Source organism: Synechococcus sp. KORDI-49, from assembly GCF_000737575.1.
Lineage (GTDB): Bacteria > Cyanobacteriota > Cyanobacteriia > PCC-6307 > Cyanobiaceae > Parasynechococcus.
The window spans coordinates 1,311,820-1,329,599 of record NZ_CP006270.1 but is presented as its reverse complement, the minus strand read 5'-3'; the positions used below and the strand labels follow the sequence as shown (position 1 = coordinate 1,329,599).

At 64.0% G+C, this 17,780-nt stretch carries 21 protein-coding genes; 8 read left to right on the top strand and 13 right to left on the bottom strand.

Annotation, left to right across the window (positions count from 1 at the left end; translation table 11 throughout):
* The first annotated feature begins 31 nt into the window (after positions 1-31).
* On the top strand, positions 32-217 hold the full coding sequence (locus KR49_RS13315; protein ID WP_071839702.1) for a hypothetical protein: 186 nt from the start codon (positions 32-34) through the stop codon (positions 215-217).
* Here the strand turns inward: KR49_RS13315 and KR49_RS06900 are convergent.
* Positions 174-452, bottom strand: a complete 279-nt coding sequence (locus KR49_RS06900) for a helix-turn-helix transcriptional regulator (protein ID WP_043697044.1) — start codon at positions 450-452, stop codon at positions 174-176. The two genes, KR49_RS13315 and KR49_RS06900, sit on opposite strands and share 44 nt — an antisense overlap.
* A gap of 81 nt (positions 453-533) precedes the next feature.
* On the opposite strand from KR49_RS06900, the gene KR49_RS06895 reads away from it, so the two are divergent.
* On the top strand, positions 534-1,433 hold the full coding sequence (locus KR49_RS06895) for a methylenetetrahydrofolate reductase (RefSeq protein ID WP_043693256.1): 900 nt from the start codon (positions 534-536) through the stop codon (positions 1,431-1,433).
* Here the strand turns inward: KR49_RS06895 and KR49_RS06890 are convergent.
* The 6 genes from KR49_RS06890 to KR49_RS06865 form a co-directional block, all read right to left on the bottom strand.
* On the bottom strand, positions 1,414-2,592 hold the full coding sequence (locus tag KR49_RS06890; protein ID WP_043693253.1) for an NDP-sugar synthase: 1,179 nt from the start codon (positions 2,590-2,592) through the stop codon (positions 1,414-1,416). The two genes, KR49_RS06895 and KR49_RS06890, sit on opposite strands and share 20 nt — an antisense overlap.
* Positions 2,593-2,635: 43 nt before the next feature.
* A complete protein-coding gene (locus KR49_RS06885) occupies positions 2,636-3,538 on the bottom strand; it encodes a segregation/condensation protein A (protein ID WP_043693250.1) in 903 nt (300 codons plus the stop codon).
* 70 nt (positions 3,539-3,608) lie between these two features.
* The gene (locus KR49_RS06880) at positions 3,609-3,983 is read right to left on the bottom strand and encodes a lipopolysaccharide assembly protein LapA domain-containing protein (RefSeq protein WP_043693247.1); all 375 of its coding nucleotides are present in this window, start codon (positions 3,981-3,983) and stop codon (positions 3,609-3,611) included.
* A gap of 72 nt (positions 3,984-4,055) precedes the next feature.
* Positions 4,056-5,711, bottom strand: a complete 1,656-nt coding sequence (locus KR49_RS06875; RefSeq protein ID WP_043693245.1) for an NAD(P)H-quinone oxidoreductase subunit 4 — start codon at positions 5,709-5,711, stop codon at positions 4,056-4,058.
* A gap of 105 nt (positions 5,712-5,816) precedes the next feature.
* Positions 5,817-7,829 (bottom strand): NAD(P)H-quinone oxidoreductase subunit 5, encoded by a 2,013-nt coding sequence (locus KR49_RS06870; RefSeq protein WP_043693243.1) that lies wholly within the window; start codon positions 7,827-7,829, stop codon positions 5,817-5,819.
* Positions 7,830-7,864: 35 nt separating this feature from the next.
* Entirely contained in the window at positions 7,865-8,593 is a 729-nt protein-coding gene (locus KR49_RS06865) for an NnrU family protein (RefSeq protein WP_043693240.1), read from the bottom strand.
* An 81-nt stretch (positions 8,594-8,674) separates the two neighbouring features.
* Between KR49_RS06865 and KR49_RS06860 the strand changes: the two genes are divergently transcribed.
* A complete protein-coding gene (locus tag KR49_RS06860; protein WP_043693236.1) occupies positions 8,675-9,649 on the top strand; it encodes a LysR family transcriptional regulator in 975 nt (324 codons plus the stop codon).
* Here the strand turns inward: KR49_RS06860 and KR49_RS06855 are convergent.
* Complete coding sequence (locus tag KR49_RS06855; protein WP_043693233.1) at positions 9,640-10,275, bottom strand: DUF3172 domain-containing protein; 636 nt, start codon at positions 10,273-10,275, stop codon at positions 9,640-9,642. The two genes, KR49_RS06860 and KR49_RS06855, sit on opposite strands and share 10 nt — an antisense overlap.
* Positions 10,272-10,619, bottom strand: a complete 348-nt coding sequence (locus KR49_RS06850; RefSeq protein ID WP_043693228.1) for an NAD(P)H-quinone oxidoreductase subunit M — start codon at positions 10,617-10,619, stop codon at positions 10,272-10,274. Before KR49_RS06850 ends, KR49_RS06855 begins: the two co-directional genes overlap by 4 nt.
* A gap of 83 nt (positions 10,620-10,702) precedes the next feature.
* Between KR49_RS06850 and pds the strand changes: the two genes are divergently transcribed.
* Entirely contained in the window at positions 10,703-12,121 is a 1,419-nt protein-coding gene (gene pds / locus KR49_RS06845) for a 15-cis-phytoene desaturase (RefSeq protein ID WP_043693225.1), read from the top strand.
* Positions 12,122-12,124: 3 nt separating this feature from the next.
* The gene (locus KR49_RS06840; protein ID WP_043693222.1) at positions 12,125-13,033 is read left to right on the top strand and encodes a phytoene synthase; all 909 of its coding nucleotides are present in this window, start codon (positions 12,125-12,127) and stop codon (positions 13,031-13,033) included.
* A gap of 74 nt (positions 13,034-13,107) precedes the next feature.
* On the opposite strand, the gene KR49_RS06835 is transcribed toward KR49_RS06840, so the two are convergent.
* Together KR49_RS06835 and KR49_RS06830 are read right to left on the bottom strand one after the other, a co-directional pair.
* The gene (locus tag KR49_RS06835; protein ID WP_043693219.1) at positions 13,108-13,551 is read right to left on the bottom strand and encodes an RNA-binding protein; all 444 of its coding nucleotides are present in this window, start codon (positions 13,549-13,551) and stop codon (positions 13,108-13,110) included.
* A gap of 61 nt (positions 13,552-13,612) precedes the next feature.
* Positions 13,613-14,824 carry a CCA tRNA nucleotidyltransferase gene (locus KR49_RS06830; RefSeq protein WP_043693216.1) on the bottom strand — a complete coding sequence of 404 codons (1,212 nt, stop codon included), beginning with the start codon at positions 14,822-14,824 and terminating at the stop codon, positions 13,613-13,615.
* Here KR49_RS06830 and KR49_RS06825 point away from each other — a divergent pair.
* From KR49_RS06825 to KR49_RS06815, 3 genes are read left to right on the top strand one after another with little or no spacing between them, the layout of a single operon-like run.
* A complete protein-coding gene (locus KR49_RS06825) occupies positions 14,817-15,068 on the top strand; it encodes a Ycf34 family protein (RefSeq protein WP_043693213.1) in 252 nt (83 codons plus the stop codon). The genes KR49_RS06830 and KR49_RS06825 overlap by 8 nt on opposite strands.
* Positions 15,065-15,685, top strand: coding sequence for a tRNA (adenosine(37)-N6)-threonylcarbamoyltransferase complex dimerization subunit type 1 TsaB (gene tsaB, locus KR49_RS06820; protein ID WP_043693210.1), 621 nt, complete (start codon positions 15,065-15,067; stop codon positions 15,683-15,685). The genes KR49_RS06825 and tsaB overlap by 4 nt, the downstream gene beginning before the upstream one ends.
* Complete coding sequence (locus KR49_RS06815) at positions 15,685-16,260, top strand: YdcF family protein (protein ID WP_043693208.1); 576 nt, start codon at positions 15,685-15,687, stop codon at positions 16,258-16,260. The genes tsaB and KR49_RS06815 overlap by 1 nt, the downstream gene beginning before the upstream one ends.
* Here KR49_RS06815 and KR49_RS06810 read toward each other — a convergent pair.
* Positions 16,223-16,885 (bottom strand): 1-acyl-sn-glycerol-3-phosphate acyltransferase, encoded by a 663-nt coding sequence (locus KR49_RS06810; RefSeq protein WP_043693205.1) that lies wholly within the window; start codon positions 16,883-16,885, stop codon positions 16,223-16,225. The genes KR49_RS06815 and KR49_RS06810 overlap by 38 nt on opposite strands.
* Complete coding sequence (gene fabD / locus KR49_RS06805) at positions 16,882-17,778, bottom strand: ACP S-malonyltransferase (protein WP_043693202.1); 897 nt, start codon at positions 17,776-17,778, stop codon at positions 16,882-16,884. Before fabD ends, KR49_RS06810 begins: the two co-directional genes overlap by 4 nt.
* Positions 17,779-17,780 lie beyond the last annotated feature (2 nt).

Here is a 17,780-nt window from a genome sequence, read left to right as displayed (position 1 = left end):
CTTTAGGTTCAGGGGAATCCGGGCCGTGTCCATGGTGGGCCTCTACGACAGGCAAGGAATGCTCCGCTTCGTCGGCAGCAGCATCGATGCCTGCCTGGATTACGCGGCCCTGTTCGAGATCCCCCTGATCCCCTGCTCGCTGCAGTCCTTACCGGAGCCGATGATTCCTTCCGTCAGGATCCGAGGGACTCGGCATCTGGAAGGGCACAGCAATTGAATCCATCGCGGCAGATCTTGCCGTTGTCCATCGCCCAGTTCAGCAGCGCCACGCGGTTCTTGGATCCGGTCTTCGTGAAGACGTTGCTGACGTGGTTGTCGACCGTGCGTTTGCTGATCGTCAGTCGATCGGCGATTTCCTGGTTTGTCAGCCCTTCCGCCACCAGTTCAATGATTTCGATCTCCCGACCGGACAGGGCGATCTTGAGGGGATCCGTAGCGTCGGCGGATGACATGGTCCGGTCCCCCGTTTCCGCCATGTTAGGTCCGTGAAAGAACCTAATCCTGCATAGTGGGGCGCGGAAGCGGATCAAGGTTTGACGACGGCGCTGCAGCGCACGCTCCAAGCAGGGAATCTGGCGATCACCGCTGAGGTGATGCCTCCCCGCGGTGGGGATGCCTCTCACACGCTGGCCATGGCGGATTGCCTGAAAGGGCGGGTGCACGCTGTGAATGTCACCGACGGAAGCAGGGCGGTGATGCGGATGAGCAGCCTTGCCGTGTGCAGGCTGCTGCTGGAGAAAGGCCTGGAGCCTGTGCTCCAGCTGGCTTGCCGGGATCGCAACCGCATCGCTTTGCAGGGGGATCTGCTGGGGGCCCATGCCCTTGGGATCCACAACCTTCTCTGTCTCACCGGTGATCCGGTGCGGGCCGGCGACCAGGCCGATGCACGTCCGGTCAATGAGTTCGAGTCGGTGAAGCTGCTGCGTCAGGTGTCCGCCTTCAACAGCGGAGAGGATCCGGTCCAGGGAACCCTGGCGGATGGAGCCACCCAGCTGTTCGCGGGCTGTGCGGCCGACCCCCAGTCGCGCAGCTGGAGCGGGCTGCAGCGGAGGCTTCAGCGCAAGCACGATGCCGGTGCCCGCTTCGTTCAGACCCAGATGGTGATGGACGCAGCTGCGCTGGAGCGGTTCCAGCGGGAGCTGGCTGGTCCGTTGCAGTTGCCTGTCCTGGCCGGGGTTTTCCTGCTGAAGTCAGCCAAGAACGCCCGCTTCATCAACCGCGTCGTGCCAGGTGCCTGCATCCCGGACGATCTGATCGCTCGCCTCGAAGCGGCGGCTGATCCGGCGATGGAGGGGGTGGCGATCGCCGCCGAACAGGTGAAGCGTTATCTGGGCATCGTTCAGGGGGTCCACCTGATGGCGATCAAAGCCGAGCAGCGGATCCCGCTGATCCTTGATCAGGCCGGCATCAGCATCAGCTCGCTGCCGGGGTGAGGTCGGTTCCGAGCAGTTCCGCCATCGCTTTCTGCTGCGGGGAGGGCTCCACCAGGTCCTGTCGGCGGGCATCGGTGATCAACCAGTCCAGGGCTGCTTCCTGCAGATCGAAGTGGTTGCCGTCCTTGCCGACGCAATAACGACCGAACACCAGCTTTTCCAACAACTGCACCCCAGCTCCGATGCGGGAGTAATCAAAGATGATCGAGTTATCGACCACAGCGCCCTCGCAGATGTGGCAGCTGGGCCCGATCATCGACGGCCCGATGATCGTCGCGCCATCCTCGATCTTGGTCATGCCCCCCACATAGACGGGGCCCTGAACATGAATCTTGTCCCAGTTGGCCGCCACGTTGAGACCGGTGTAAACCCCTGGGCTGACTTCCTTTCCGGGGATGCCCACCTGACGCACTTCACCCAGCAGCACGCTGCGGATCGCCTGCCAGTAGTCGGGGACCTTGCCGATGTCCACCCATTCGAAGTCCATCGGGATCGCGTAGAACGGCGCTCCGATTTCGGCCAGTTTCGGGAACAGATCCGAGCCGATGTCGAAGGACACACCGGAGGGGATGTGTTCGAAGATCTGGGGCTCGAAAATGTAGATGCCGGTGTTGATGGTGTCGCTGAGGGCCTCCTCGACCTTCGGCTTCTCCTGGAAGTGTGAGATGCGGTCCTTCTCGTCCGTCACCACAACGCCGTAGCTGCTCACCTGGTCCTTCGGCACCCGCTTGGTCACCAGGCTGGCCAGCGCTCCTTTTTCACGATGCCGCCGAACCGCTTCAGTGAGGTCCAGGTCGATCAATGCATCCCCGCAGAGCACCACAAAGGTGTCATCAAAGAAGTTCTGGAAGTCCTGGATCTTCTTGAGTCCTCCGGCGGAGCCCATGGCGTTGCCGATCAGTTCGCCGTCCTCGATGCAGCCTTCAAAGCTGTACGCGATCTCCACCCCGAAGCGTTGACCGTCCCGGAAATAATTCTCGATCTCCTCGGCCAGGTGCGACACATTGACCATCACCTCCTTGAAACCGTGCTCCTTGAGCAGTTCAAGCAGAAACTCCATCACCGGCTTCTGCAGGATCGGGATCATCGGCTTCGGGATCACATGGGTGATCGGTTGAACCCTGGTTCCCTTGCCAGCCGCCAGGATCATCGCCTTCATCGGCGTCGCGGACATCACAGGATGCTGAAGATTAAACCGTGTGTCAGGCGGCCACGACACTCCGGGTCGGCGATGTGGCTGGCACCTCGAGTCGACTGAGGGGCAGCTGGGTCATGGAGCCCGGTTCCGGGATCCTCCGCAGCCGCAGCGGACCGTGCAGCCATCCCGTCTGCTCCAGTTCCACCTTGCCCTGAGAGGACAGAAACAGCAGCGCCCAGAACACGCCGACCCGATCCGTGTCGAGGTCCGCAGCGGCCACGTCGCCCCAGTGCTCCACCAGTCGATCGAAGTCGACCCAGGCCAGGCAACTCTCCCACTTCTGCAGGGCCATGCCGAGAGCAGCCGTGGTCTCCGGCAGCTTTTCGCGGTGGGCCAGGCTTGCCACCTGGGCGATGGCTTCACGGTTGCTGTAGCGCTTCTGACGTTGACGGCGGCGTTGCAGCAGGTCATCCGATTCCAGCTGCTCGGCGATCGTCTCCAGCTGTTCGATCAGCTCTCCGAGGGTGACGGGCCGGCGCAGCGGAGGCGGTGCCACGGGGCGGCGCTGCAGATGGCGCTCCGGCCGACGCGGCAGATTGAAGGATGGATCCAGCCAGCCTTGGTCCTCGAATTCCGCCTCGAAATGGTCCTCCACCTCGGGTGGTGGAGGCAGCATGCTGATTTCCAGCATTTCCGCTTTCAGTCCCACCAGCACGGAAGCGGCCAGGAATGCTTCGCTGCTGTCGGCCAGATCCCGTTCGTAACTTCCGCCCCGCCCTGCGATCACGGCGGCGACCTGTCCTGGCACCTCGATGCGTTGACGCAGTTGATCCAGAAAGCCGTCCACGACGGCGATCACATCAACATCCCAGGGATCGAGATCCCCCCGCTCAGCAGCGTCCTGCAGCAGTCGGATCGCCAGACGGGCACCGGCATCGGCTCCAGTGGTCGGTCCAACCTGGGACAACAGATCACGATCGCTGGTTGAACCGTATCGATCAGCTGCTGCTTAGGCCAGTGGGCAGCGGCGATTCGCCTCAATCGGCAACGCCGGGCTCATCGTCCTGGCTGCTGCTGCTCACGGTGGTGGCAGGCAGCAGACCCAGCTGTGTTTCCACTGTTGAGCGGTAGCGGTTCAGATCGGTTTCCAGTTCCTGGATGCGCACCTGCTGGGCTTCGAATTCGCTGGCCTTGCTGAACTGCTCCACGTTGTTGAGCATTCCGGTCCAGGCAGCGAAGAACCAGGCGGAGATCGCTCCGATTCCGGCCACGAGCAGCAGGAGCCCCGCCAGAGGCAGGGTGTGATTCACCCCTGGAAGGATGTGGACTGTTGTTGGCTCGGTGTTCTCCAGGGTGAAGAACACCATCAGCAGGCCAAAGGCGAAGATCAGGCCGAAATTGATCTGGCGCATGGCGAGCGTCTGGCGGTGAACGGTCAGAACTTACGGACTTCCGGCGTCAGTGGTGCAGTCCTCGACACTTGTTCACGCAGCAGGCAGGGCAGGGGCCTGCAGCCGCTCGCCACCCGCCATGGCCGGGACCGCCAGGGGCTGATTGCGGATCAGCGGAGCTGATGGCTGGCTGATCCGTTCCATGGCACCGAGATCCCGGCTCACGAGCGCTTCGATCGAGGTGCGGTAGCTGTCGGTCATCAGCCGTGGGTAGAGGCCGATGCCGATGATCGGCACCAGCAGGCAGCCGATGATGTACACCTCGCGGGGCTCTGCATCCACCAGGTTGGTGTGCGAGGTGAGTTCCTGCTTCTCCTTGCCGAAGAAGATCTCCCGCAGCATCGACAGCAGGTAGATCGGCGTCAGGATCACGCCCACGGCCGCCAGGCCGCAGATCACCACGCGGAAGGGCAGGGTGTAGGCCTCATCGGTGGCGAAGCCCGCGAAGACCATCAGTTCGCTGACGAAACCGCTCATGCCGGGTAGCGCCAGAGAGGCCAGTGCGCAGACGGTCCAGAGGGCGAACATGATGCGCATCTTCTGACCGATGCCGCCCATCTCATCCAGCTGAAGCGTATGGGTGCGGTCGTAGGTGGCGCCGACCAGGAAGAACAGGCTGGCACCGATCAGGCCATGGCTGATCATCTGCAGCATCGCGCCGCTGGTGCCGAGGGCACTGAAACTGCCGATGCCGATCAGCACGAACCCCATGTGACTGATGGAGCTGTACGCGATCTTTCGCTTCAGGTTCCGCTGGGCGAAGGAGGTCAGCGCCGCATAGATGATGTTGACCACCCCGAGCACGATCAGCAGTGGTGCGAACTGGGCGTGAGCGGCCGGCAGCAGCTCGCAGTTGAAGCGCAGCAGGGCGTAGCCGCCCATCTTCAGCAGGATGCCGGCCAGCAGCATGTGCACCGGAGCTGTGGCTTCGCCATGGGCATCCGGCAGCCAGGTGTGCAGGGGGACGATCGGCAGCTTGACGCCGAAGGCGATCAGCAGACCGGCGTAACAGAGCAACTGGAAACCGGTGCCGAACTCCTTGGCTGCCAGGGCTGTGTATTCGAAGCTGGGAGTGCCGCCGCCGAAAAAGCCCATGGCAAGAGCCGCGAGCAGGATGAACAGCGAGCTGCCTGCGGTGTAAAGGATGAACTTGGTGGCGGCGTACTGACGTTTCTTGCCGCCCCAGATGGCCAGAAGCAGATAGACGGGAATCAGCTCCAGCTCCCAGGCCAGGAAGAACAGCAGCATGTCCTGGACGGCGAAGACAGCGATCTGGCCGCCATCCATGGCCAGGAGCAGGAAATAGAACAGACGCGGCTTGAAGGTCACCGGCCAGGCCGCCAGACAGGCGAGCGAGGTGATGAAGCTGGTGAGCAGGATCAATGGCATGGAAAGGCCATCAGCGCCCACCGCCCAGGTGAGTCCGAGATCCGGAAGCCAGTTCACCCGTTCGGAGAGCTGCAGACCGCTGATGCTCGGGTCGTAGCCGTAGAGATAGGCAGCCACCGTGATCAGGAAGGTGATCAGGGTGATGCCCAGCGCGTACCAGCGCACCTGCTTGCCATCTCCGGCATCAGGGATGAACGGGACCAGCAGGGCTCCAACGATCGGGAAGAGAATCGACAGGCTGAGCCAAGGGACAGTCGCATTCACGGGGTCAGCCACCCCGGCGACAGCAAACTCGATCACGGGCGTCCAGGACCACCACTGGATGGACTGTAGAAATCACATCGGTGCTGTCATCACCTCGATAGGCGATGACACACACAGTGGGCTCCGGTTCGGGTCGCAGACTCAGGCCGTTGGAGCTCCGAGAACACCGAAAAGCACCACCAGGGCGATCACTCCGGCGAACACGATCAGGGCATAGAACTGAGCGCGGCCATTCTCGAGATACTTCAGTCCCTCACCACTGCCCAGGGTGAGCAGGCCGGTGAGGTTCACAACGCCGTCCACCACCTTGGCGTCCACTTCCAGCACCTCACGGGCCAGTTTTCGGCTCCCTCGCACGAACAACTTCTCGTTGATCGCATCGAGATACCACTTGTTGGCCAGGAAGGCATTGAGGCTGGGCACCCGCGCTGCAACAGCTGATCCGAGATCGATGCGGTGCAGGGCGTAAGCCAGCACGGCGATCGTGATGCCGGCCGCGGAGATCGCCACGGAGGCTCCTGCCAGAGGCAGGAATTCCTCCCAGCTGAACTGTTCGGCCATCTCGGCCGCTTCCTCGGGATTGAGCAGTCCGGCGAAGCGGCTGTTCCAGGGAGTGCCCACCAGTCCGATCACCACCGAGGGCACCGCGAGCACGGCCAGAGGCAGCGTCATCGACCAAGGGGACTCATGCAGGCTGCCCGCATGGTGAGCGTGGTCCGTATCGAGGGACTGACCAGCGGCCGCCATCAGCTCAGCCTGCAACTGCTGATCTTCCCCGCGGAACTCCCCCTCGAAGGTGAGGAAGTACAGCCGGAACATGTAGAAGGCGGTCATTCCAGCGGTCAGGAATCCCACCAGCCACAGCACTGGGTAGCTGTTGAAGGCCTGACCGAGGATCTCGTCCTTGCTCCAGAAGCCCGCCAGAGGCGGGATGCCGCTGATGGCGATGCAGCCGATCAGAAAGGTGATCGCCGTGATCGGCATCTTGCGGCGCAGTCCGCCCATCAGTCGCATGTCCTGCGCCAGGATCGGTTCGTGCCCGACCACGTCCTCCATGGCGTGGATCACGGAGCCTGAACCCAGGAACAGCATCGCCTTGAAGAAGGCGTGGGTCACCAGGTGGAACATGCCGGCCACAGGGGCGCCGCATCCCATCGCCAGCATCATGTAGCCCAGCTGGGACACGGTGCTGTAGGCCAGCCCTTTCTTGAGATCCATCTGGGTGAGGGCGATCGAAGCCCCCAGGAAGCAGGTGATCGTCCCGACCACTGCCACCACCAGCTGGACACTCGGGAACTGGATGTAGAGGGGTTCCAGTCGGGCCACAAGGAAGACGCCCGCTGCCACCATCGTCGCTGCATGGATCAGGGCCGAGATGGGAGTGGGTCCCTCCATGGCATCCGGCAGCCAGACGTGCAGTGGAAACTGCGCCGATTTGGCCATCGGCCCCATGAACACCAGCAGGCAGAGCAGCAGAGCAGCCCATGGGGCGACGCTGCCGTTGGCCAGTCCCTGTTGAAGACCATCGGCGATGCCCTGGAAATCGAAACTGCCGGTGGCCCAGAACAAGCCGAGGATCCCGAGCAACAGACCGAAGTCACCGACCCGGTTCACCACGAAGGCCTTCTGCGCGGCGTGGGCTGCACCGTCGCGGTCGTACCAGAACCCGACAAGCAGATAGGAACACATGCCCACCAGCTCCCAGAACACATAGATCTCCAGCAGGTTCGGGCTGATGATCAGCCCGAGCATCGAGCTGCTGAACAGGGCCAGGTAGGTGAAGAAGCGGACATAGCCCTTGTCGTGGGCCATGTAGCCATGGGAATAGACCATCACCAGCAGAGCGATGGTGGTCACCAGGGCCAGCATCACGGCGCCGAGCGAATCCACCACGTACCCCATCGGCAGGCTGAAGCTGCCGGCGCTGGCCCAGATGAAGAGATGTTCCACCGGAGCGGCACCGGCCAGCTGATCGGCGAGAACGGCATAGCTGAGGACTGCCGCTGCACCGACACAGCTGATCAGCAACAGTGCCACCGGCTTGCGCAGCCTGTTGATGGTGCGGTTGAAACTGATCAGTCCGAGACCGGTGATCACAGCCCCCAGCAGGGGCAGAACAGGGATCAGCCAGGCGAGTTCGGCGGCCGTGGACATCCGCTCCAGGCAGGAATGACCGGAGTGTAGGCAGCTCAGCCCAGCAGACTCTCGAGTGCTGAGTTGCGCACCGATGCCGCTGCCGTGGAGATGAAGCGGTGGGCCCACCAGAACACGCCTACCGCGATCACGATGCCGAGCTGCGCGGGGCGGAGAAATTCGCTCCAGGCCAGAGGCTGGCGTCCGTCCAGCACAGCCAGAAAAGGCACCACCGACGTGCTGGCCTTCAGCTCCTCGAACGCTTCGCCGAAGCGGGCGCGCAGACGGCGATCGCCGTGCCAGACGGCGAATAAATGATGTCCGATCAGCCCGACGCAGGTGACAAGCATGAAACTGCTGCCGATCCACAGGGCATGGGTCACGCACCAGAGGATCTGTCCCACCGCCTGGGGGTGCCGGGAGATGCGGATGATCCCTGTGGCGTAGAGGCGAACCTGCGGTTTCAGCACCGCCGGAATCTCCAGCAGGTTGTACGTCGCGGGGTAGAGAAACAGGAAGCTGATGGCCGTGCCGATCCACACCAGCGGGACCATTCCAGGGACCCCCTGAAGATTCCAGAGGCGGATGCCGTCGTAGCGATGCGCCAGGAACCAGCCGATCACCACCACGGCGGATGGAATGCTCACGGCCGCGAAGATCAATCGCCAGGCCCGGGCTCCGATGCGCTCTTCCGCCCGGCTGCGGAGCGCAGCGCCGCCACTGTGGATCAGGGCGAAGAGCAGCAGCAGCACCAGCATCACCAGGCTGCTGTGGTGATCGGTCATCGGATCAGGCCGAACGGTCAGCGTTGATTCTGTGGGGTGGCAGGGCCGCCCCTACAGTTCCACCGCCGTTATCGGGCCACCATGGCCGATCTGCCGTTCACGCTTGATCAGCTGCGCATCCTGCGGGCGATCGTCAGCGAGGGCAGCTTCAAGAAGGCCGCGGACAGTCTTTACGTCACGCAACCGGCTGTCAGCCTGCAGATTCAGAACCTCGAGAAGCAGCTGGAGGTGTCTCTGTTCGATCGGGGCGGACGCAAGGCCCAGCTCACCGAGGCCGGTCACCTGTTGCTGAGCTACTGCGATCGCATCCTCAGCCAGTGCCATGAGGCCTGCCGCGCCCTCGATGACCTCCACAACCTCAGGGGGGGGTCGCTGATCGTCGGCGCCAGCCAGACCACGGGGACCTATCTGATGCCGCGGATGATCGGTCTTTTCCGTCAGAAGTATCCCGATGTGGCGGTGCAGCTGCAGGTCCACAGCACCCGCCGCACCGGCTGGAGCGTGGCCAACGGTCAGATCGACCTGGCGATCATCGGCGGAGAGTTGCCGCCGGAACTGAACGAGCTGCTGCAGGTTGTGCCTTATGCCAGCGACGAGCTGGCGCTGGTGCTGCCGGTGAAGCACCCCCTGGCCCGTCTCGTGGAGCTCACCAAGGAAGATCTCTACCGCCTCGGGTTCGTGTGCCTGGATGCTCAGTCCACCACCCGAAAGATGGTGGATCAGCTGCTGGCCCGCTCAGGCCTCGATGTGCAGAGACTGCGGATTGAGATGGAGCTCAATTCACTGGAGGCGATCAAGAATGCCGTTCAGGCTGGTCTCGGCGCCGCCTTCGTGCCTGTGGTGTCGATCGAGCGGGAGCTCGCCGCCGGAACGATTCACCGTCCGGTGGTGGCCGATCTGCAGGTGCGCCGTCAGTTGAAGCTGATCAGCCATCCAGCCCGCTACTGCTCGCGTGCCTCTGCGGCCTTCCGGCAGGACGTGCTGCCCGTGTTCGCCAGTCCGGACAGCCCGCTGAGGCAGATCAAGCAGCCTGCTGTTCCGGTGGTTCAGAACTGATCCGCCTCGGGGGTCAAGCCGACCGTGTCATCCGCCACACCCTTGGTGAGGAAACGGTTCTGGCTGATGTCTGTCTGGTAGACGCAACGGACGATGGGCTTGTCCCTGACCGAGCCGATGTAGGCGAACGTGTTCATCCGTTGTTTGCACTCCCGCTCCTGGTCAGAGGTGATCGCTCCCTCCTTGCGCAGCACGGACCAGTTCTCCCGACGGATCACGCATCCGGGCTGCAGGGTCGGCTGGGTGACGAAGCTGCTGGATGGGTTGAGAGTCGTGTACATCTCGATATCCATCACGAAGGCGCTCGCACCCCACTGACGGCAGAACTCCGGATCGGGCACGGCCATGTCCAGCTGCTGACTGCTGGCGATGTTGCCCTGATCTCCCTGTGTGGTGCTGGTGACGGCACTGCCGATGCCGATGCCCACGATCAGCACCCCGGCCAGAACAGCCGCGGTGAGGGTGTTGAAACTGAAACCCGGACCGCCGCCTCCAGGGCCGCCTCCCGGAGCGGGCGGGCGCCCGTAGCCGGCTCGGTCACGAGCCCCAGGCGGATAGCGGTCGTAACGGCTGTCCCGTGGATCGCGACTGTCCCGTGGCCCCCTGTCGTAACGCGACCGGTTCACAGGAGTTCGGGCGTGCGGGGCAGGCCCATCGAATAGTTCGTCACGCGTCCATCCGGGTTGTAGCTGAGCTCTCCTGCCTGCAGCAGCCGTCGGATCTCACCCTCCAGTTCCGTTCCGATGCGGCGGAGGCTGTAGTCGCTGAGTTCTCCTCCGGCAGAGGCATCCACAAGCCCCTTGAACCGCTGTTGAACGCACGTGAGGGCGCTGTCGCTCCAGATGAATTCATTGTCCGGATCGAGATCGAGGGTGAGCTGCTCGGGATCCGGCACGAGATCGTCGTTCTCCACCCGGGCCGTGAACAGACGCACGTGACGGGTGGTGCACTTCAGCAGGGTGTCAGCCATGACGCGCCGTCGGGTGGCATGACTTTAGGAAGCGACTGGACCGTCGGCCCTCTTAAGGTTGGTTTCAACTTTGAACCAGCCGCATGCGCGTCGCTATCGCCGGAGCCGGTCTTGCGGGTCTGTCCTGCGCCAAATATCTGGCAGATGCTGGCCATACCCCGATCGTGGTCGAGGCCCGCGATGTGCTCGGTGGCAAGGTGGCGGCCTGGAAGGACGAGGACGGTGACTGGTACGAGACCGGCCTTCACATCTTCTTCGGCGCCTACCCGAACATGCTGCAGCTGTTCAAGGAGCTGAACATCGAAGACCGGCTGCAGTGGAAGAGCCACTCGATGATCTTCAATCAGCCCGAAGAGCCCGGGACCTACAGCCGATTCGACTTTCCCGATCTGCCGGCCCCGGTCAATGGTGTTGCCGCCATCCTCGGCAACAACGACATGCTCACCTGGCCGGAGAAGATCAGCTTCGGCCTGGGTCTGGTGCCGGCCATGCTGCGGGGCCAGGGCTATGTCGAGGAGTGCGACAAGTACTCCTGGACCGAGTGGCTGAAGATCCACAACATCCCTGAACGGGTGAACGATGAGGTGTTCATCGCCATGAGCAAGGCGCTGAATTTCATCGATCCCGATGAAATCTCCGCCACCGTGGTGCTCACGGCCCTGAACCGGTTCCTGCAGGAGAAGAACGGCTCGCAGATGGCGTTTCTGGATGGTGCTCCGCCGGAGCGTCTGTGCCAGCCGGTGGTCGATTACGTCGAGAACCTCGGGGGTGAGGTGCACCTCGACAGTCCGCTGCGGGAGATCAAGCTCAATGACGACGGCTCCGTGGCGGCCTTCCACATCGGCGGCGTGAAGGGCAAGGACAGTTTCGATCTCACGGCTGATGCCTATGTGAGCGCCCTGCCGGTTGATCCCTTCAAGCTGCTGCTGCCGGAGCCCTGGAGGCAGATGGAGGTCTTCCAGAAGCTTGATGGCCTTCGCGGTGTCCCCGTCATCAACCTGCATCTCTGGTTCGATCGCAAGCTCACCGACATCGACCACCTGCTGTTCAGCCGCTCGCCTCTGCTCAGCGTCTACGCCGACATGAGCATCACCTGCAAGGAGTACGAAGATCCTGATCAGTCCATGCTGGAGCTGGTGTTCGCTCCTGCGAAGGACTGGATCGGCCGGCCTGACGAGGAGATCATCGAAGCGACCATGGGCGAGCTTCAGAAGCTCTTCCCGATGCATTTCGGGGGCGACAACCCCGCCACGCTGCGCAAGTCCAAGGTCGTGAAGACACCGCTGTCGGTGTACAAGACAACTCCGGGCTGCCAGCAGCTGCGTCCGGACCAGACCACCCCGATCAGGAACTTCTTCCTGGCTGGCGATTACACGATGCAGCGCTACCTGGCATCGATGGAGGGGGCGGTGCTCAGCGGCAAGCTCTGTGCCGGTGCTGTGGACCGCAAGCAGGATCAGCTGGCATCATCAACCTCTGTCAGCGAGCCGGTCGCGGCCTGAGTCATGCCCCTCGCAGCTCCGGACCTCGACGCAGCCTTCGAGGCCTGTCGTCTGGAGACGGCCGAGTGGGCGAAGACCTTCTACATCGGCACCCTGCTTCTTCCGCCGGAGAAACGGCGCGCCATCTGGGCGATCTACGTGTGGTGTCGCCGCACGGACGAGCTGATGGACAGCCCTGAAGCCCAGTCCCGTCCCGTGGAGGAACTGGCTGAGCGCCTGGATCGGTGGGAGGAGAGGACCCGCGCCATGTTCAACGGGGAGATCCGGGATGATCTCGATGCCGTGATGTGCGACACCCTCGAACGCTTTCCTCAGGACATCCAGCCCTATCTGGACATGATCGAGGGGCAGCGGATGGATCTCACCTGGACCCGCTATCCCCGCTTCGAGGACCTCAAGCTCTACTGCTATCGGGTCGCCGGCACCGTCGGGTTGATGACCCAGGGGGTGATGGGCGTTGATGTGGCGTACACCTCGGCCCCCTGGAGCGATCGCCCGGACACTTCCGATGCAGCAGTGGCCCTCGGCATTGCCAATCAGCTCACCAACATCCTCAGGGATGTGGGGGAAGATCGCGGGAGGGGTCGCATCTATCTGCCGCAGGAGGACCTTGACCGTTTCGGTTACACCGAGGACGACCTGATGGCGGGACGCCTCAACAATGCCTGGCGCGAGCTGATGGGCTTTCAGCTGGCCCGCGCCCGTGACTGGTTCGCCCGTTCCGAATCAGGTGTGCGCTGGCTGTCCAGAGATGCCCGCTGGCCCGTCTGGACGTCGCTCAGGCTCTACAGGGGCATCCTGGATGCCATCGAGCGCATCGATTACGACGTGTTCAACAACCGCGCTTACGTGGGCAAGGTCAGCAAACTGCTTGATCTGCCGCGATCGTTCGTGCTGGCTCAGGCCCGCTGAATCGAAGGTCAACAAAAAGGCCCCGGAGTGATTCACCCCGGGGCTGCGAAGACTGTTGTGATCCTGCTTGTCGATCAGACCGCGGTCTTCTGATCAGCCAGCAGATCCTTGAGCTTCGACAGCTCACCGGCCCAGCGGGGATCGGGAGCTGCTTCGCCGGGGGCATCGCTGTGAACCACCTTGTTCACGGCCTTGCGGGCGACCTGGGGCTGGCCGTTGCCGCCGATTCCACCGGAATCGTTACGACGCCTGTTGCCACCGGTATTGCTTTCCCGGCGCTCGGAACGCTCAACCCGAAGAGCGCTGCCACCGAAATCCTTGCCGTTGAGTTGTTCGATCACAGCATCAGCGAGCTTCGGATCGTCGAGGTTCGCGAAGCCGAATCCGCGGCAGCTTCCCGTTTCACGATCCAGCACTGCTTTGAACCGGATCCCCTCCCCCACGCTCTTGAGAAGAGCATCCAGCTCCTGCTCTTCAAAGGTCTGCGGCAGGTTGCCGATGTACAGGCGGATGCTCATGAAGGAAGGTGAGTGCGATCTTTCGGTGTCTGACCGTCATCGTTGACACCTAGAGAGTTAATCACAAAGCACCGCCTTGATGGGACTGCCAGCGGTTGGCTTCTTCCAGAGCGGCGGTCCGCCCGGTGATCCGTCCGAAGGCCCGTTCATGGCGCAGATGCTCGAGAAGCCGTCCCAGCTCTGGGCCGGGAGTGATCCCCAGCTCCTGCTGCAGCACGGTGCCGTCGAGGGGAGCGGCCGGGTGGAAGAGGGGATCGTCCTGGTCGCGCCAGCGTTCGAGCCAAGGGCCGCGCAGCTGATGGGGCAGCTGCAGGATCAGGGCCGGCAGGTCGGCTTCCAGGTCCCGGTGGAGCTGCAGGCGGTTCTGCTCGGACAGGGTCGAGAGCTCATCGCTCTGGTCCTTCAGGTGGATGCTCCAGCGCCGCAGGTTCCTGCAGCGCTGGCGCAGCAGGCGGCTGGCCCGCAGCTGCTCCAGGCCCGGATCGCCGATCAGCGCTGTCAGCCTTGCCAGGGAGAGAGCGGTCTGACGTTCCACGATCGTCATCTCCGCAGCCGCCTTCGGATCCGGGACCGGTGGCGCTGAGCAGCTGGCATCACTCCAGGGAGCCAGCAGTTTCAGCCTCTGCAGGCAGTCGAGGGCGGCATCGGCGTGGGGTCCGGCGACCAGGCGCTGCAGCTCCGCCAGGATCCGCTCCGGTGCAGCGTCCGCCAGTCGCCCGCGGTGGCAGTGAATCCAGGAGGCCGTGCGGTCCTCCAGGGTCAGGGGGATCTCCGCCATCAACCGCAGACCCCGCAGCAATCGCAGCGGATCATCGATGAGATTTCGCTCCCGCACAGCTGTCAGCAGACCCGCCTCCAGATCGCGGCAGCCACCGGTGGGATCCAGCAGGTCCCCTGGTGGGTTCAGGGGAAGCGCCATGGCATTGATGCGGTAGTCGCGGCGCTGCAGGTCCTCCGTGAGCGTTGATCCCTCCTGACGGGCGAGATCGATCGTCCATGCCCCCAGCACCAGCCGGGCCATGTCCCGTTCGGCATCCAGCACGACGCAGGTGCCCCCGAGCTCCCTGGCCAGCTCCCGCGTTCGGATCAGAGCATCGCCGGGCACGACGAGATCCAGATCAGGCTGATCCCGCATCCGGCCCAGAAGTGCATCCCGAATGGCACCGCCCACCAGGGCGGTGCCATTCGGCAGGCGATGCGGCTGCAGCGGCCACCGCTGCGGTGCCAGCCGTTTCAGAATGGCGTCCGAGGAGATCCCGGAAGGCATGTGCATCTGCGTGGATTGCCGCTGGGTCGACCGTTGCCAGGCCTATCACGCGGTCGAACGTCAGCACGGTGCGGCGCATCTGACCACGGCGCCGGATTTCGAACCCCGAGGTCCCCGGATTCATGTGTCGGTCCTTGACCTCAAGGACGGCGGCAGCGGTGTCGAGTGGGATGTGCGCTCCTGTGAGAGCTTCGATGCGGACCCTGGGCGATGGGTTCGGTTGCGACCCGGTCATGCGGTACCCACATGAGTCGTCCTCTGCTGATGGCGCTGCACAGCTCTTCGGAGACCTTCGGGGTGGCGGTGCAGGACCCCCTGTTGCCGCAGGAAGGGCCACGGGTGGCGGTGTTCGACGACGGTCGTGCCCTCTCCAACACGCTGATCGGCCGGGTGGCTGCGCTGCTGCCGCAGGAGCGATGGTCCGATCTCGAGGGTCTCGCGGTGGCTACCGGTCCGGGCGGCTTCACCGGAACCCGTCTTTCCGTGGTGATGGCCCGCACCCTGGCTCAGCAGCTGAACTGTCGTCTGATCGGCGTGAGCAGCTATGCCCTGATGGCCGCGCGACTGGTGGAGCAACTGCCGCCGGAGCAGCGACGGTCACCGTTCTGGATTCAGCGGGAGCTGCCCCGGCGGGGCTGGGTCGCGGGCTGTTACCAGCGTGTGGATGGCCGCATCGAGGAGATCCGTGCTCCCCATCTGCTGCCCCCTGGGCAGCGGGTGGAACCGGTTCTCGCGGCTGAGGAGGACGTTGCCGCCGACGTGGAGCGTCTGCTCGCATTGCTGGGGCAGGCCCACAGCCTGGAAACGGCCGCACCCTGGCAGCCAGTGCTGCCCCTGTATCCCACCTCCCCTGTGGGGCCGGTCTGATGGCGGGGCTGCGGGCTGGACTTCTGCTCGGTTGCGGCGTGGCCGTCTGGCTGGTCAGCACCGGACCGCTGGCCCCCTTCCGGCGGGCGTTCCTGGATCGCAGCCCACCCCAGCTGGTGATGGTGCTCGGGGGGGATGTGGATCGCGAGCGGGTCGGAGCAAGACTCGCCCGCGAACTCGATCTGCCGCTTCTGGTGAGTGGCGGCAGCAATCCTGAATACGCCAGTTGGGTGATGCAGCAGGAGGGGCTTGCGCCGGAGCGGGTTCAGCTCGACTACCGGGCCCGCGACACCCTCGGAAATTTCACCTCCGTTGTGGATGAACTGCAGACCCGCGGCGTGCGACACGTGCTGATGGTCACCAGTGAGGACCATCTGCCGCGCTCCATGGCGATCGGACAGGTTGTCGCCGGCAGCCGCGGCATTCACCTGACCGGTGTCCCGGTCTCATGCCAGCCGGACTGCCTGGAGGAGGGGGCTCTCAAGCGCTTCAGCGACTGGCTGCGGGCGCTTGCCTGGGTTGCCACGGGACGCGATCTCAGGGACGCGGCCCTGCCTGATCCAGCAGTGCGTTGATCCGTCGCTGCAGTTCGGCGGTGGTGGCATCCAGATCAGCCCGGCGACGGCCAGTGGGGGGCGGCACGAGATCTCCGATGCGCAACTGGATCGGCACCAGCCGGGGCCAGGTTCGACCGGTTCCCAAGGCTCGATGGCTGTTCACGATGGCCACAGGCAGCAGCGGCGCCCCACTGCGGGCCGAGAGCAGGGCAGCACCAGCTAGAGGCTGGTTGACCCGCCCATCCGGTTGGCGGGTGCCGTCGAGGAACACCCCGGTGGCCCAGCCCTCCTGCAGACGTGCTGTCGCGGTGCGGATCGCTTCGCGATCACTCGCCCCCCGGCGCACGGGGTAGGCGCCGCAGGCTCGGATCAGCGGGCCGAGCAGAGGCACTTCGAACAGTTCCGCCTTGGCCATGAAGGCCACTGGCCTTCCGAGGGCGTGGCCGAGCAGCGGCGGGTCGAGGTGGGAGCCGTGATTCGCCACCACCACCAGGGGGCCTTGGGCTGGAACCCGCTCATTGCCCTCGGTCGACCCACGAAACAGGCCTCGGAACACCGGGAACACCAGCAGATTGCTGACCAGCCTGTAGGTCAGGCTCGGCTTCGGCGCCAGAACGATCGGTGCGGGATTGTCGGAATTCACAGTCCGAGATCACCCGCGCCGGCGATCTGGGAGAGGGTCACCCCATCCATGGAGCGCTTGGCCAACCCGCTGAGCACATTGCCCGGGCCGATCTCCACGACGGTGTCGATGCCTTGATTCCCCATTTCAGTCATCGTTTCCCGCCAGCGAACACCGGTGGTCATCTGCTGCATGAGGCGGGTCTTCAGCAGGTCCCCCTTCTGGGTGGGGATGGGGTCGCTGTTGCTCAGCACCGGGGTGCGGGCATCGCGGAACGGGGTCGCTTCCAGCTCTGCGGCAAATCCTGCAGCGGCCTCAGCCATGAACGGTGTGTGGAACGCCCCGGAGACGGCGAGGGGGATCGCCCGTTTGCAGGTCAGGGCTTCCGTGACTGCCTGCACCGCCTCGGGCTGCCCTGAGAGCACCACCTGGGCACTGCTGTTGTCATTGGCGATGAAGGCCCCTTCCGTGCCGGCCACCAGATCCTCCAGCTGGCCACGGTCGAAGCCGATCACAGCGGTCATCGCTCCACCACCAGCTGCGGCCATCGATTCGGACCGGCGCTTCATCAGCGTCAGGCCTGTTTCGAGATCGAAGACCCCAGCGGCATACAGCGCCACCAGTTCCCCAAGGCTGTGCCCTGCCACCAGAGAGGCTTCCCGGCCCTGACGGATCAGCTCATCCACCAGCAGCGACTCCACGACGAACAGCGCCGGCTGAGTGTTGCGGGTGTCGTTCAGATCGGTTGGACCATCGTTCGATTCCCCCTCCCCTCGGCAGATCGCCAGCAGGTCACGGCCGAGCACCTCAGAGGCCATCGCGAAGCGCTCCTCGGCACCGCGAAGGGTCATCAGCGGGTCCGCCATGCCCAGCTTCTGCGATCCCTGTCCAGGGAAGACCCAGGCAATCGCCATCG

Excerpts from the sequence above, each read along its gene's own strand:
- KR49_RS06865 (WP_043693240.1), bottom strand. The coding sequence starts at position 8,593 with ATGACCGATCACCACAGCAGCCTGGTGATGCTGGTGCTGCTGCTGCTC.
- KR49_RS06835 (WP_043693219.1), bottom strand. The coding sequence starts at position 13,551 with ATGAGCATCCGCCTGTACATCGGCAACCTGCCGCAGACCTTTGAAGAG.
- KR49_RS06870 (WP_043693243.1), bottom strand. The coding sequence starts at position 7,829 with ATGTCCACGGCCGCCGAACTCGCCTGGCTGATCCCTGTTCTGCCCCTG.
- KR49_RS06840 (WP_043693222.1), top strand. The coding sequence starts at position 12,125 with ATGCCCCTCGCAGCTCCGGACCTCGACGCAGCCTTCGAGGCCTGTCGT.
- KR49_RS06825 (WP_043693213.1), top strand. The coding sequence starts at position 14,817 with ATGTGCATCTGCGTGGATTGCCGCTGGGTCGACCGTTGCCAGGCCTAT.
- pds (WP_043693225.1), top strand. The coding sequence starts at position 10,703 with ATGCGCGTCGCTATCGCCGGAGCCGGTCTTGCGGGTCTGTCCTGCGCC.
- KR49_RS06830 (WP_043693216.1), bottom strand. The coding sequence starts at position 14,824 with ATGCACATGCCTTCCGGGATCTCCTCGGACGCCATTCTGAAACGGCTG.
- KR49_RS13315 (WP_071839702.1), top strand. The coding sequence starts at position 32 with ATGGTGGGCCTCTACGACAGGCAAGGAATGCTCCGCTTCGTCGGCAGC.
- fabD (WP_043693202.1), bottom strand. The coding sequence starts at position 17,778 with ATGGCGATTGCCTGGGTCTTCCCTGGACAGGGATCGCAGAAGCTGGGC.
- KR49_RS06815 (WP_043693208.1), top strand. The coding sequence starts at position 15,685 with ATGGCGGGGCTGCGGGCTGGACTTCTGCTCGGTTGCGGCGTGGCCGTC.
- KR49_RS06850 (WP_043693228.1), bottom strand. The coding sequence starts at position 10,619 with ATGGCTGACACCCTGCTGAAGTGCACCACCCGTCACGTGCGTCTGTTC.
- tsaB (WP_043693210.1), top strand. The coding sequence starts at position 15,065 with ATGAGTCGTCCTCTGCTGATGGCGCTGCACAGCTCTTCGGAGACCTTC.
- KR49_RS06860 (WP_043693236.1), top strand. The coding sequence starts at position 8,675 with ATGGCCGATCTGCCGTTCACGCTTGATCAGCTGCGCATCCTGCGGGCG.
- KR49_RS06880 (WP_043693247.1), bottom strand. The coding sequence starts at position 3,983 with ATGCGCCAGATCAATTTCGGCCTGATCTTCGCCTTTGGCCTGCTGATG.
- KR49_RS06890 (WP_043693253.1), bottom strand. The coding sequence starts at position 2,592 with ATGAAGGCGATGATCCTGGCGGCTGGCAAGGGAACCAGGGTTCAACCG.
- KR49_RS06900 (WP_043697044.1), bottom strand. The coding sequence starts at position 452 with ATGTCATCCGCCGACGCTACGGATCCCCTCAAGATCGCCCTGTCCGGT.